At 68.7% G+C, this 12,360-nt stretch carries 15 protein-coding genes; 6 read left to right on the top strand and 9 right to left on the bottom strand.

The genetic code is table 11. The features are described from left to right. Positions 1-2 precede the first annotated feature (2 nt). The 3 genes from ACLBW1_RS08805 to ACLBW1_RS08815 are packed head-to-tail and all read right to left on the bottom strand — an operon-like array spanning position 3 to position 1,683. On the bottom strand, positions 3-578 hold the full coding sequence (locus tag ACLBW1_RS08805) for a signal peptidase I (RefSeq protein WP_447811460.1): 576 nt from the start codon (positions 576-578) through the stop codon (positions 3-5). Then, a complete protein-coding gene (locus tag ACLBW1_RS08810) occupies positions 575-1,141 on the bottom strand; it encodes a hypothetical protein (protein ID WP_447811461.1) in 567 nt (188 codons plus the stop codon). Before ACLBW1_RS08810 ends, ACLBW1_RS08805 begins: the two co-directional genes overlap by 4 nt. Positions 1,142-1,143: 2 nt before the next feature. Then, positions 1,144-1,683, bottom strand: a complete 540-nt coding sequence (locus tag ACLBW1_RS08815) for an alternate-type signal peptide domain-containing protein (protein ID WP_447811462.1) — start codon at positions 1,681-1,683, stop codon at positions 1,144-1,146. A gap of 342 nt (positions 1,684-2,025) precedes the next feature. Here ACLBW1_RS08815 and ACLBW1_RS08820 point away from each other — a divergent pair, with 342 nt between their 5' ends. The 3 genes from ACLBW1_RS08820 to ACLBW1_RS08830 all read left to right on the top strand — a co-directional run bounded on the left by ACLBW1_RS08820 (position 2,026) and on the right by ACLBW1_RS08830 (position 5,162). Then, positions 2,026-3,006 carry an isopenicillin N synthase family dioxygenase gene (locus ACLBW1_RS08820; RefSeq protein WP_447811463.1) on the top strand — a complete coding sequence of 327 codons (981 nt, stop codon included), beginning with the start codon at positions 2,026-2,028 and terminating at the stop codon, positions 3,004-3,006. Between the two features lie 142 nt (positions 3,007-3,148). After that, positions 3,149-3,445 carry a hypothetical protein gene (locus ACLBW1_RS08825; RefSeq protein ID WP_447811464.1) on the top strand — a complete coding sequence of 99 codons (297 nt, stop codon included), beginning with the start codon at positions 3,149-3,151 and terminating at the stop codon, positions 3,443-3,445. 7 nt (positions 3,446-3,452) lie between these two features. Beyond that, positions 3,453-5,162, top strand: a complete 1,710-nt coding sequence (locus ACLBW1_RS08830) for an alpha/beta hydrolase (RefSeq protein WP_447811465.1) — start codon at positions 3,453-3,455, stop codon at positions 5,160-5,162. 8 nt (positions 5,163-5,170) lie between these two features. Here ACLBW1_RS08830 and ACLBW1_RS08835 read toward each other — a convergent pair whose 3' ends face one another. Continuing rightward, positions 5,171-5,746 (bottom strand): N-acetyltransferase family protein, encoded by a 576-nt coding sequence (locus tag ACLBW1_RS08835; protein WP_447811466.1) that lies wholly within the window; start codon positions 5,744-5,746, stop codon positions 5,171-5,173. A gap of 106 nt (positions 5,747-5,852) precedes the next feature. Here ACLBW1_RS08835 and ACLBW1_RS08840 point away from each other — a divergent pair, with 106 nt between their 5' ends. Further along, positions 5,853-6,191, top strand: coding sequence for a hypothetical protein (locus ACLBW1_RS08840; RefSeq protein WP_447811467.1), 339 nt, complete (start codon positions 5,853-5,855; stop codon positions 6,189-6,191). On the opposite strand, the gene ACLBW1_RS08845 is transcribed toward ACLBW1_RS08840, so the two are convergent. After that, positions 6,171-7,481, bottom strand: coding sequence for a uracil-xanthine permease family protein (locus ACLBW1_RS08845; RefSeq protein WP_447811468.1), 1,311 nt, complete (start codon positions 7,479-7,481; stop codon positions 6,171-6,173). The genes ACLBW1_RS08840 and ACLBW1_RS08845 overlap by 21 nt on opposite strands. An 85-nt stretch (positions 7,482-7,566) precedes the next feature. On the opposite strand from ACLBW1_RS08845, the gene ACLBW1_RS08850 reads away from it, so the two are divergent. Beyond that, a complete protein-coding gene (locus tag ACLBW1_RS08850; protein ID WP_447811469.1) occupies positions 7,567-7,989 on the top strand; it encodes a nitroreductase/quinone reductase family protein in 423 nt (140 codons plus the stop codon). A 7-nt stretch (positions 7,990-7,996) separates the two neighbouring features. Here the strand turns inward: ACLBW1_RS08850 and ACLBW1_RS08855 are convergent, their stop codons facing one another. From ACLBW1_RS08855 to ACLBW1_RS08865, 3 genes are all read right to left on the bottom strand, one after another. Beyond that, positions 7,997-9,064, bottom strand: coding sequence for a YeiH family protein (locus ACLBW1_RS08855; RefSeq protein WP_447812139.1), 1,068 nt, complete (start codon positions 9,062-9,064; stop codon positions 7,997-7,999). Between the two features lie 44 nt (positions 9,065-9,108). Beyond that, entirely contained in the window at positions 9,109-9,285 is a 177-nt protein-coding gene (locus ACLBW1_RS08860; RefSeq protein ID WP_447811470.1) for a hypothetical protein, read from the bottom strand. Between the two features lie 72 nt (positions 9,286-9,357). Beyond that, positions 9,358-10,347: an NAD-dependent epimerase/dehydratase family protein gene (locus tag ACLBW1_RS08865; protein ID WP_447811471.1), complete on the bottom strand. Its 990-nt coding sequence runs from the start codon at positions 10,345-10,347 to the stop codon at positions 9,358-9,360. 76 nt (positions 10,348-10,423) lie between these two features. Between ACLBW1_RS08865 and ACLBW1_RS08870 the strand changes: the two genes are divergently transcribed. Beyond that, positions 10,424-11,137, top strand: coding sequence for an alpha/beta hydrolase (locus ACLBW1_RS08870; protein ID WP_447811472.1), 714 nt, complete (start codon positions 10,424-10,426; stop codon positions 11,135-11,137). A gap of 1 nt (position 11,138) precedes the next feature. On the opposite strand, the gene kynU is transcribed toward ACLBW1_RS08870, so the two are convergent. Continuing rightward, on the bottom strand, positions 11,139-12,353 hold the full coding sequence (gene kynU / locus ACLBW1_RS08875) for a kynureninase (protein WP_447811473.1): 1,215 nt from the start codon (positions 12,351-12,353) through the stop codon (positions 11,139-11,141). Positions 12,354-12,360: the final 7 nt, after the last annotated feature.

Raw genomic sequence — 12,360 nt, forward strand, 5'->3', positions numbered from 1 at the left:
GGTCACGATCGCTTCGTCGCGCGGCGATCCCGCGTCGACCGCACGAATTGCCATGCCGCGTAGAGGAACAACGCCCCGGCGATCCCGTAGACCAGCACCTGGCGGGCCGAACCGGTGATCCAGTTGTTGACGTAACCGAGGTACGGGATCGCGTACCAGAGTTCGCCACGGATCTGCGCACGTTGCACCGGGCGCGCGTCGGGCTTGCCGACGGCGTCGCCCTGGGTGGTGAACACTCGATTGCCCTGCTGATCGAACGTCACACCGACGATGCGGTGGGTGATGACATCGGCTTCACCCGAACGGATCTGGTAGGTGACGACGTCACCGATACCCAGATCGGCGGCCTCGACCGGGCGCACCACGATGAGGGTTCCTGGCGGGTACTTCGGCGTCATCGATGAGGTGAGCACCGTATAGGGCTGTCCGCCGGCGACCTTCGGCACCACGATCGCGGCGAGGAGGATGCCGACCAGGAACAGCAGGAGGAGCCACGTGATGGTCTGCCACAGCCACCACAGCGGTCCGGTGCGCCGCTCATCGCCTGCGGTGGCGGACTCCTCATGCACCGTGGTCATGGCCTCGTCTGTTCTGCTGCGAAGGTGAAAGAGATTGTGTACGTCGATGATCCGGCGCCGGCGGCGACCGACTGCAGCACGCTGCGGACGCACCAGGTCTCCGACGCGCCGCGCGCGAGTGTCCGCCAAACACCCGCTGTCGCCACCGGCGTGGAGGTGGTGACCGGCGTGAACGCCTGGGTGCCGGTCAGCGGTCCGGTGCCGCAACTGCCGCTGACGGCACCCGAGAGCACGACCGTGGCCGCGGGCCCGGAGGTGAGCACCGGCCCGGCGCCGGTCAGCCGATACCGCAGCGGCGTGGATCCGCCGTTGCCGATCACCAGCGGCGCCTGGGTCTGGTTGCCCGGCAGGATCATCGAGCCGGACAGTCCCGGGAACTGGTAGGACGTGCCCGAGCCGCTACCTGCGACAAGGGTCAGGTTCCCGGTGGTGGCGGTGGCCTGCGCGGCGTTGGCATTGTCCGACCACAGGGCACCGGTGGATCGCACCGTCGCGAGCGACAGTGCGACCACCAGGCCTGCGATGGCCACGACGGCCAGCCGGGTGAGACCCGACCGACTCATCGTCAGGGACGGATCTGGTTCAGGTTCACCGTCATCCCCGACACGTTGACCGGGGTGTTCTGACTGGTGCTGCCGGTGACATCGGCGAACGCGACGGTCACCTTGACCTCGATGGTCCGCGCGGCACCGGGGGTGATGGTGACGGGGGCGCCGGGGGCACCGGGCGTGCCGCCGGCCACGGTGACCGTGGGGGTGAAGGTGACCCCGGTCGGCAGGGTGCCCGCCGTACCCGGGTTGACCGTGACCTGGGCCTTCATGTTCTTGCCGGTCGCCAATGCGGTGTAGTTGGTCGTGTACTCCCAGGTGTCGCGGGGAACGAGGAAGTCGGTGACCGGGTTGACGGTGGTCCCGCCGACGATGCCGGTGGTCGACACATCGGTCCAGGTGGGGGTACCGACGGCGGTCAGCTTCAGCTGGCCCGTGGTGACCGAGCCGTTGGCGCCCGACGCGGTGTCGTCCCACAGAGCATACGAGCCGGCACCGCCGAGCAGGACGACGACGGCGGCACCTGCAGCGAGGGCACCCTTGGCATTGCGATTCATCTCAACCTCTGGACATTCAGGCCCGCTCCGGGGCCAACTGATGGGGCGACGAGCGCATGGGAGTGATGGTTCTCTGCCGCGTCTCTGCACCAGCTGCACCGCCACCCGCAAGGTTCACGACAGTGAACTCACGGTGGCCTCACATGAATCTCACGGTGATTGTCGCAAATGACCGGCTACCCGTTACACCTTTTCGTCGAACGTAATTTCCGGCTGGGAGCAACCCGCTGAACTGCACCGTTACGGATGATCGGCTCAGCGGCGCTCGCGGGATTCGACTCACGGCGGCGCGAAATCCGTCGCCGACGGCGTTCCGGCATCACTCCACCTATCGTCGAACCCATGCTGCCGGTGATCTCGCTCCCCGACCTCGACACCGCCGACGGACGCGAGCGCCTGGCCGCGGCGAGCAGCGACGTCGGCTTCTTCTATCTTGTCGACCACGGGGTGTCGGACGCCGCCATCGACCGCATCCGCGACACCGCGCACGAGTTCTTCGCCCTGCCCGACGCCGACAAGCAGTCCATCGCGATGATCCACAGCCCGCACTTCCGGGGGTACAACCAGCTCGGCGGCGAGCTGACCAACGGATCGGTCGACCGGCGCGAACAGATCGACATCGGACCCGAACGCGCACCACTGCCCGACGCCCGCGGCCCGCTGCGTCTGCAGGGCCCCAACCAGTGGCCGGCCGCGCTACCTGAACTGCGCGACGCCGTCGCCGCCTACGACGCCGAGTTGGCGCGGGTGTCGCGTGAGCTGCTGTCGCGGTGGGCGGTGGCGCTGGGTGCATCGGCCGAGGCGTTCACCGACGCGTTCGCGCTGCCGGCGACCCTGATCAAGCTCATCCGCTACCCGGCACGCACCGACGACCGCCCCGTCGACGATCAGGGCGTCGGTGCGCACAAGGACTCCGGTGTGCTGACCATCCTGCTGCTCGAGGACGACTCCCGGGGCCTGCAGGTCGAACGGTCCGACGGCACGTGGATCGAGGCGCCCGCACTCGAGGGCGCGTTCATCGTCAACATCGGCGAGATGCTCGAGGTCGCCACCGACGGCTATCTGAAGGCGACCCGGCACCGGGTGCTCACCGCGCCCCACGCCCCCGAGCGCCTGTCGATCCCGTATTTCTTCGCGCCGTCGCTCGACGCGGTGATCCCCACCATCGGAGCCCCCGCCGGTGCGCAGGCGCCCGGGATCACCAGCGACCCGGCCAACCCGCTGTTCGCCACCTACGGCGAGAACACCTGGAAGAGCCGCACCCGTGCGCATCCCGACGTCTACCGGCGCTGGTACCCCGACGAGGCGTTCGCCGCGAACTGACCGACTTCTCCCCAGTTACCGCCGCCGCGGTCGGGGCTGTGTACCGGGGACGTCGGAACCGCCTCTCGCACATCCCGCGTCGATAGCGTGGCCACGCCACCATCGGCCCGACTGTGAGGGGGAGCCACCTGTGTCCGACGTGATGAGAGTCGACCTCGAGGCCATCCGAGCGCTGGCCGGGAAACAGCGCGCAAGCGCGGCCACCATCCGCGGCCTCGACGTCGGAAAGGCCTTTGCCGCAGCGATCTCGGGTCTCGCCGGGTCGGAGGTGTCGACGGTGTGCGCCCGTGCGGAGACGGCCGTGGAGACCGCGCTGGCCCAGGTGGCCGGCCGGGTCGAGGCGCTCGCGACAGCCAATCGCACCGCCGCCGACACCGTGCACCTCGCCGACGACACCTACGCCGCCGCAATCCGCGCGACGCTGAACCCGGCCCTGTAGACATCCCGTGAGCAGTCCGACGGTGTCGCAGGTACGGACCTGGAGCAGGCACGGCATGGCGCTGACCGACGCGGCCGCACAGATCGATTCGGCGGTCGACACCTTCGACGCCGCGATGAACGACCTCCTGCGCGACGTCGACGCGGTGTCGCAGAGCTGGCAGGGCGACGCAGCGCGTGCCTCGGCGGCACAGGCCGCTGCCGAGAAGCAGTTCAGCAACCGGTTGGGGATCGCCATCCTCGACATCGCCGACGACATGAACCGCCTCGGGCCGACGTTCATCCACTCGTGTGAGGTGGCCCGATCCCTGGCCGACTCACTGACCGGCGGCGGTTACCTCGTGGCCGACACCGGCGCCGTCACCGCACCCGCCGACGCCCGCGCGGGCCACCCCGTCGACGTTCCCGCCGGGGCTGACGAGATCGTGGCCGCGACCATCGCCGCGACGAATGCCGCAGTGCACCAACAGGACCTCATGGCCGCACTCGCCGCCGCCGGGCAGGCCGACGCCGACCTCGCCCGCCAGATCAGCGCCGCACTCACCGCACTCGATCACGCCGCCGACCGTGCGACCGCGTGGGCGCCTCTGCGTGCCGACGTCTCGCTGATCGTCGGAGGTCAGAGATCACTGCCGTCGGATCCGAAGGTCCTCAACTCTTTCTGGGACACGCTGACCGGCATCGAGAAGGCGGCGCTGTGGAACGCCGACCGGTCGGTCGGCAATCGGGACGGGATACCGGCAGCCGACCGGGACCACTTCAACCGCCGCCACCTCGCGGAGATGCAGATCGCCGAACGAGCGAAGGTCAACGGCTACATCGCCGCCCACCCCTACATCGAGGGCGGGAAGGTGACCGCGGCTCCCGGTCCCGGCGGTTACCTCACCGACGACCGGCGAGAAGACGAGTACGACAGGGTGACCCGACGGTATCGCGCGCTGACCGGGCTGGAGAAGGCGCTGCACGACCCGTCCGGGACGAACCCGCGATTCCTGCTACGCCTCGACGCCCGCGGACGCAGCGCGGTGGCGGTCAACAACCCCGACACCGCCGCGAACGTGACCACCTACGTCCCCGGCACCGGATCGAACCTGAGCACCATCGGCGCAGGCATCGACCGGGCGCAGAGGATGGTGGGTGCAGCCGAACGCGCCGATCCGCGCGCCGCGACATCGGTGGTCGCCTGGTACGGCTACGACGCACCGCAGAACCTGGGCGCCGCAGCAGGTCCGAGCTCTGCGGCCGGCGCGGCCGGACCACTCGACAGGTTTCAGGACGGACTGCGCGCCACGCACGAGGGCTCGCCCTCGCACAACACCGTGCTGGGTCACAGCTACGGCACCGTCGTGGTGGGTGAGGCGGCATCGCAGGGCAACACACTCGATGCCGACGACCTGGTGTTCCTCGCCAGCCCCGGGATCGGTGGCCCGAACTCGCCCGACGATCTGTCGCTGACCGGTGTCGCGCGTGCGGACATGGCGCAGCACGTGTACGCGAGCACCTCGACCACCGATCCGATCGGTCTCACCGAGGGGGTCCACGGTATCAGCCCGAACAACCCCATATTCGGTGCACAGCGTTTCACCTCCGACCACAGCGATCACCCGCGCCTGGGCGACCACAGCGCCTACTGGGACACCCACCCTGACGGCACCCAGAACCAGGCCCTGACCAACATGGCGCTCATCATCACCGGGCGGGGGGACGAGGCCCGATGACCGCGGCGTCAGGTGAGGTCGCGGCGCATGATGAGTCGCGGCATCTTCGAGGCGACCGCGTCGGTCTCGCCGATCACCTCGAAACCGGCCGCTGCGAACATCTTCCGGGTGCCGACGAACGCCATCGTCGTGTCCATCCGGCCCGGAGGATCGACCGGATACGCTTCCACCGCGGGCGCACCCGACCGCTGCGCGTAGTCCACCGCGCCCTCGATCACCTGACCCGACACCCCCTGCTTGCGGTGGCCGCCACGCACCACCACGCAGACGATGCTCCACACCGCGACGTCATCGACGGGCCGGATGAGTCTGCTGCCGGTCAACCGTGTGATCTCCGAACGCGGCCCGATGTTGCACCACCCCACGGGGAGTCCGTCGCGGTAGGCGACCACGCCGGGCGGGTGCTCGCGTTCGGTCAGTCGTCGCATCGCCTGTTCTCGACTGCCCTCCCCGAGTTCCTCGATCTCGCGCAACTTGATCCGGTGCGACAGGCACCAGCAGTGGTTCGCGCGTCGGTTCGGGTTGATGACGTCGGCGAAATCGTCGAATCGATCGGGCGTCACCGGGTGCGTCTCCCATGTCATGCACCCAGGATCGATGATCCCGGCGCCCCGGTCGAGTGCTTTCCGGCATCCGAGTTTGAGTAGAGCTACTCTGCCGCGGCCCGCCGAACAGCGGTGGAATCAGGCCATGATCACCACCGAGACCACCCATCAGCCCCTGCCCGCCGAGCGTCGTCGCGTGATCGGGACCGTTGCGGCCCTGATCGCGACGCTGGGTGCGATCGTCGCGCCCGCGATCGTCCTGTCGCTGCTGGGGCAACCCGCATTCGCGTCGGATTTCGAGATGGGTACACACGACGCCGATTACAGCTCGATGCCCATCGCGATGGCGGCCGCGATCATCGCCACCGCATCGGCGTTCATCGGCGTAGTCGGCGGACGCGGTCCGGGCCGCACGGTCTGCGGCTTCCTCCTCGCCCCGCCCGTCTTCGTGCTGCTGTCCGGACTACTGGGCGCTGCGTTCTGAGGACTCGGGTTCGTCGGTCGCAACGACGGTTCCGCGCCATCCGCCGATGATGCGCATCGCGTGGAAGATCACCAGTGCGGCCACCGCACCGAGGGCGATGCCGCCGAAGCTGAGATCGCCGATGGTCCAGCTGAAGTCGGCGATGCCGATCACCAGCGGGATGGCCGCGGTGAACTGGTTGATGGGCTTGGAGAAGTCGACGCGGTTGCTGACCCAGATGTTGACGCCGAGGATCCCCACGAGGCCGTAGAGCGCGGTGGTGACACCACCGAGCACGCCCGGGGGGATCGACGCGATCACCGCACCCACCTTCGGCGACAGACCGAGCAGCACCGCCGCGATGCCGGCGACCCAGTAGGCGGCGGTCGAGTAGACCTTCGTCGCGGCCATCACGCCGATGTTCTCGGCGTAGGTGGTGGTCGCCGATCCGCCGCCGCTGCCGGCGAGAACCGTTGCGATGCCGTCGGCGGTGAGCGCGCGGCCGATCTGCTTGTCGTAGTCGATGCCGGTCATCGTCTGGATCGACTTCACGTGCCCGATGTTCTCCACGACCAACACCAGCACCACCGGGATGAACAGCGGTAACACCGACAGATGCAGTGTGGGAGTGGTGAAGTCGGGGAGACCGACCCAGCTCGCGGCGCCGATCGCGTCGGTCTCGACCTTGCCGCGCGCCAGGGCCAGCAGGTAGCCGAGCACCACACACGCGAAGATGGCCAGACGCCCGACGAGGCCCTTGAACAGCACGAGCACCGCGATCAGCAGCACCAGCACCACGGTCGCGGTGAGCGCGTCCTTCTCGTAGTTCGTCTTGGCGGTCGGGGCGAGGTTGAGGCCGATGACCGCGACGATGGTGCCGGTGATGATCGGCGGCATCAACAGTTCGATCCACCGGATCCCCGCGACATGCACCACGATGCCGATGATCACCAGCAGCAGACCGACCATCACCAGTCCGCCGAGTGCGGCGCCCTGCCCGTCGGATGCGGTCGCCGCGGTGACCGGCGCGATGATCGCAAAACTCGAGCCGAGGTAGCTCGGCAGGCGGTTACGTGTGATGAGCAGGAACAGGATGGTGCCGACACCGGAGAACAGCAGGGTGGTCGCGGGCGGGAACCCGGTGAGCACGGGCACGAGGAACGTGGCGCCGAACATCGCGACCACATGCTGCAGGCCGATGCTGACCGTGCGCGGCCAGGTCAAACGGTCACCGGGGGCGACGACGGCGTCGGTGCCCTCGACCTTCCTCCAGCGGAACGCCGCGGCGAACGAAGGATCTGAATCTGACATGACGAACAGTGTGGGCCATCGGCCGGTCATCCGCGCGTGAAGCGAACGCCTCCCCGCAGACGCCGACAGTTGTCATGATGAGGCCATGACCGACTTCAACGAGATGATCATCAACGAGTTCCGCGAGAACAACGGCCACGTGGAGACCGCGGGCTTCGGCGACAACCTCGTGGTGCTGCACTCCATCGGCGCCAAGAGCGGCGAGATCCGCCTCAACCCGTTGTTCGCGCTGAGCGAGGACGACAGCTGGCTCATCGTCGGCTCAGCTGCCGGCGCGGTAAAGCACCCGGCGTGGGTGCACAACCTGCGCGCGAACCCGCGGATCGAGATGGAGGTCCCGGCCGACGGCGAGGTCGCGACCATCACCGTCGACGTCACCGAGGTCGGCGACGACGAATGGGACGCGGACTGGAAGAAGTTCACCGACGCCTCGTCGGGATTCGCGGACTACACCAAGACCGCGGAGGGCCGGAAGTTCCCGATCTTCCGCATCACCCGCGCCGGATAGGTCGGTACTAGCCTGTCGGCACGTCGAAGTCGCCGAACAGGACCGCGGCGAGTCCGAGCGCGACGACGATGTTCACCACGGTGGCCGTGGCGAACACGATGATCGGCCGTCGGCCGGCGTCGCGGATCCCCGACACCGAGAACTCGAGGCCGATGGCCACGAACGCGAGGATGAGGAACCACGTCCGCAGGTCGTTGATGACGGTGATGTCGGCCTTGGCGCCCGACACGTTCGCCAACCACAGCGTCCCGATGATCGACGCCGCGATGAAGCCGAGCACGAACTTCGGGAAACGCGCCCAGAAGTCGCCGATCTTCGGTCGCGCCGCACCCGGCGTCCGGTCGACCTTGAACGCGAACCAGGCGGTCAACGCGATCGCGACCACCCCGATCAGTGCGTTCTGCGTCGTCTTCACGATCGTCGCGATCTGCAGTGCGTCCTCGCCGGCCACGGCGCCCGCGGCGGCCACCGCGGCGGTGGTGTCGATGTTGCCGCCGATCCACGCGCCGGTGACCGCGTCGGAGAGTCCGAACAACCCGGCGAGCCACGGCAGCAGGAAGATCGACGGCAGCGCGAACACGATCACCAGCGACGCGCTGTAGGCGAGCTGCTCCTTCTTCGCCTGCACCGCACCCGCCGCGGCGATGGCCGCGCTGACACCACAGATCGACACGGCCGAGGCCAGCAGTGCGCGCAGCTTGTCGTCGATGCCGAGCCGTCCGGCGAACCACCACGTGAAGCCGAAGACGATGCTGATCAACAGCAGCGCCTGCACGATCGCGGGTCCCGCGGCGCTCACCAGCACCTTCAGGTTGACCGACGCGCCAAGCAGGACGAGGCCGGTCTTGATGAAGAACTCGGTACGGAATCCGCCGGAGAGGCGATCCCGGATCCCGAAGCGGGTGAGCACCGCGTTGCCGATGAGGCCGAAAACGATGGCGTAGACGGGGAACTCGATCGCACCGGCCACATCCTCCAGCGGGGTGTCGGCGAGCCAGTTCGGGACCTGCTGCTCGAACAACCGCGTCAGCGAGCCCAGGACCAGCACGGCGATCAGGCCTCCGACCGCCCACAGGACGCGGTTGTCGGATTCGCGTGTCTCGAGGGTGAGGTTGTCGGTCACGGTACGAGTCCCGTGGGGATGACGCCTGCGAAGACGAGGAGGATCAGGACCAGGCCGACGACGACAGCCGCCCAGTCCTCGGTGAGCCACCGGCGTTGCAGTGTCGACACGTCGGTGTCGGCGGGGGCCGTCGAGTCGGTCGAGTCGGCCGCGCGGGTCGGTTCGTCAGGCATGTCCGGACACTAGGACGACACCGATCCGATCCGGACAATTCGGATCACGGTGGGTTCATCGGATGGGTGGCGTCAGCTCGACCTGCGGGCGTAGGCGAGCGCCTCGAGGGTGTCCTTCGCCGAGAACTGCGGCGTCCAGCCGAGGACGTCGCGGGCCTTGGTGGTGTCCATGACGACCGAGGTGCGACCGATGTGGATCCACTCGAAGAACGACGGCATGAACGGCAGGCGCTTGACCGCCTCGGCCGCCACCTTCACCGCCGCCGAGGGAACCGGGACCGGTCGGCCACCGAGCGCGTCGACGATCTCGGTGAGGCTGACCGTGCCGTCACCGGCGATGTTGTAGGCGCCGGCCGGCGCGTCGGTGGTGGCGCTCAACGCGATCGCCGCGGCGACGTCGTCGTGATGGACGAGTTGCACCGGCACGCCGTGATCGGGGAACGGGACCTTCAGTCCCGGAACGGCGTTGATGGCCGACGTCGCGATGCCCGGCAACATGTTCCACGGCATCGCATTCGCCAGCGCGGGCGCCTTCGGGCCGGCCACGATGCACGGGCGCAGCATGAACAGCTCGAGGTCGGTGCCCTCGACGAGATCGGCGATGGCGTCCTCGCACTGCGCCTTCTGCGCCGAGTAGTAGTGCTCCTTGGTCCCGCGGATCGGGGTGTCCTCGGTGAGTGGCAGCGGGTTGTCGGCGTGATAGCCGTACGCCGCGACCGATGACGTGTAGACCATCCGCTTCGGGCGCTTCGCCTCGACGGTCGCCGAGAACACGGTGCGGGTGCCGGCGAGGTTGATGCGTTCGGCCTCCTCACGAGACCCGATGACGATGAAGGCCAGGTGGATCACCACGTCGGCGTCGGCGACGAGTGCGTCGACGGCGTCACGATCGAGGATGTCGCCCTGTCGGTACTCGGTTTTCGTCCATCCGTGCTCGGCCGGATCGAACGGTCGTCGCGCCATCCCCAGGATCCGGTCGACCTTCGGATCGGCCTCGAGCGCCGTCACCGCCGAGATACCGATCTCCCCGGTCGGGCCGGTCACCGCAATCGTCAGTCCCATGCGCCCATCGTGGCATGGATGCCCCGGGGGCCCGGTGGAGTTCGGCCGATGACCCGCCTCGGGCACACTCGGATCCATGAGCACCGACGTCACCCAGCGCACCGTCACCTACGGCGACCACGCCGACCAACACATCGCCGTCCGCCAACCGTCGGCCGATCCTCGCTGGACCGCGGTGTTGATCCACGGCGGCTACTGGCGGACGCCGTATCGACTGGACCTGATGGACCCGATGGCCGACTCGCTCGCCGCCGCGGGGGTCGCGGTGTGGAACGTCGAGTACCGCCGACCCGACTCCCACGGTTGGGCCGCGACCACAGCTGATGTCGCGGCTGCGCTCGCGGCGGTGGAGGCCGACGGCCCGATCGCGGTCATCGGGCATTCCGCCGGTGGACAACTCGCGCTGCGGGTGGCCGCCGACACCGATCGACCGGTGCTCGGGGTGTCGCTGGCCGGGGTGATCGACCTCGAGACGGCCGACGAGCGGGGAATGGGTGACGGGGCGGTGGCGAACGCCCTGGGACACCGGTTCGATCCCCGCTCCCCCGACGACGTCGCGTCGTCGCCTCGGCACCGGCTGCCTCTCGGTGTGCCGCAGGTGATCGCATGCGGGACCGACGACGACCCGAACCTCGTCGACATCAGCGCCGACTACGTGCAGGCCGCGACGGCGGCCGGCGACGAGGTGGCCACGGTGACCGCTCCCGGCGATCACTTCGCGATCATCGACCCGTCGACGCGGCTGTGGGCGGCGACACTGGCCGCGATCGAACGCGAGCTGCCGCTGTAGCTCAGCCCTCGAGTTCGGTTGCGATCGCGTCGATTCCGGTGGCAACGTCGGCGAACGACGTGCTCAGTGGACTCAGTCCGAGACGAATCCCGCTGGGGCGTCGGAAGTCGGGGATGATGCCGCGCTCCCACAGTCGGATGGTGACGCGTCGCGAGTCGGGGTGGTCGATGGTGATGTGGCCGCCGCGGCGGTCGGGATCGCGGGGTGTCGCGACGGTGACACCGTGGTCGGCGAGGCGTTCGTCGACGAGGTCGATCGCGAATCCGGTGAGCGCCGTGGACTTCTCGCGGATGGCATCGACACCGGCCTCGTCGATGAGGTCGAGCATGTCGATCATCGGCTGCATCGCGACGATCGGTGGTGTGCCGCTCAGCAGGCGCCGGACGCCCTGTGCCGGAACGTGACCCTGCCCCATCTCGAAGGCATCGGCGGCGCCCATCCATCCCCAGATGGGTTGGGTGATGTCGGCGAGGTGTCGGTGCGCGACATAGGCGAACGCGGGCGACCCCGGTCCGCCGTTGAGGTATTTGTAGGTGCAGCCGACGGCGAGGTCGACACCCCAGCTGTCGAGCCGGACCGGCAGTGCGCCGGCGGAATGGCACACGTCGAGCAACACCAGCGCACCGTGGGCGTGCGCGGCGTCGGCGATCGCGGCGGCGTCGAGGAGGTGTCCGGAGCGGTAGGCGACGTGGCTGACGAGCACCAAAGCCGTTCGGTCGCCGAAGACCGGTTCGAGCAGATCGACGGTGACGCCGGCATCGGGTTCCGGGTCGATCCAGCGCAGTGTCGCGCCGGTCTCGGCGGCCACGCCCTCGGCGAGATAGCGGTCGGTCGGGAAGTTCCCGCGGTCGACGATGATGTCGGTGCGGCCGGGTCGCAGAGCCAGCGCCGCACGGATCAGCTTGTAGAGCAGCACCGTCGTCGAATCGGCGACGACGGTCTGTCCCTCAGCGGCACCGAGGGTGACGGCGCCGATCCGATCGCCCAGTCGCAGCGGCAGATCGAACCAGCCCTCGTCCCAGCCGCGGATCAGTCGCGTGCCCCACTGCTCGTCGACGAAGGCGCGCATCCGCTCGGCGGTCACCCGCAGCGGCCGCCCCAACGAGTTGCCGTCGAGGTACGCCTGCACGCCGCCGCCGGTGACGAAACGGTCGAGGTGGGGGCGCAACGGGTCGGCGGCGTCGAGCGCGGCGGCGCTCCCGGGCTGCGGGATCACCTGTCGA

Source organism: Williamsia sp. M5A3_1d (assembly GCF_053345315.1).

Excerpts from the sequence above, each read along its gene's own strand:
- ACLBW1_RS08805 (WP_447811460.1), bottom strand. The coding sequence starts at position 578 with ATGACCACGGTGCATGAGGAGTCCGCCACCGCAGGCGATGAGCGGCGC.
- ACLBW1_RS08810 (WP_447811461.1), bottom strand. The coding sequence starts at position 1,141 with ATGAGTCGGTCGGGTCTCACCCGGCTGGCCGTCGTGGCCATCGCAGGC.
- ACLBW1_RS08815 (WP_447811462.1), bottom strand. The coding sequence starts at position 1,683 with ATGAATCGCAATGCCAAGGGTGCCCTCGCTGCAGGTGCCGCCGTCGTC.
- ACLBW1_RS08820 (WP_447811463.1), top strand. The coding sequence starts at position 2,026 with ATGCTGCCGGTGATCTCGCTCCCCGACCTCGACACCGCCGACGGACGC.
- ACLBW1_RS08825 (WP_447811464.1), top strand. The coding sequence starts at position 3,149 with ATGAGAGTCGACCTCGAGGCCATCCGAGCGCTGGCCGGGAAACAGCGC.
- ACLBW1_RS08835 (WP_447811466.1), bottom strand. The coding sequence starts at position 5,746 with ATGACATGGGAGACGCACCCGGTGACGCCCGATCGATTCGACGATTTC.
- ACLBW1_RS08840 (WP_447811467.1), top strand. The coding sequence starts at position 5,853 with ATGATCACCACCGAGACCACCCATCAGCCCCTGCCCGCCGAGCGTCGT.
- ACLBW1_RS08845 (WP_447811468.1), bottom strand. The coding sequence starts at position 7,481 with ATGTCAGATTCAGATCCTTCGTTCGCCGCGGCGTTCCGCTGGAGGAAG.
- ACLBW1_RS08850 (WP_447811469.1), top strand. The coding sequence starts at position 7,567 with ATGACCGACTTCAACGAGATGATCATCAACGAGTTCCGCGAGAACAAC.
- ACLBW1_RS08860 (WP_447811470.1), bottom strand. The coding sequence starts at position 9,285 with ATGCCTGACGAACCGACCCGCGCGGCCGACTCGACCGACTCGACGGCC.
- ACLBW1_RS08865 (WP_447811471.1), bottom strand. The coding sequence starts at position 10,347 with ATGGGACTGACGATTGCGGTGACCGGCCCGACCGGGGAGATCGGTATC.
- ACLBW1_RS08870 (WP_447811472.1), top strand. The coding sequence starts at position 10,424 with ATGAGCACCGACGTCACCCAGCGCACCGTCACCTACGGCGACCACGCC.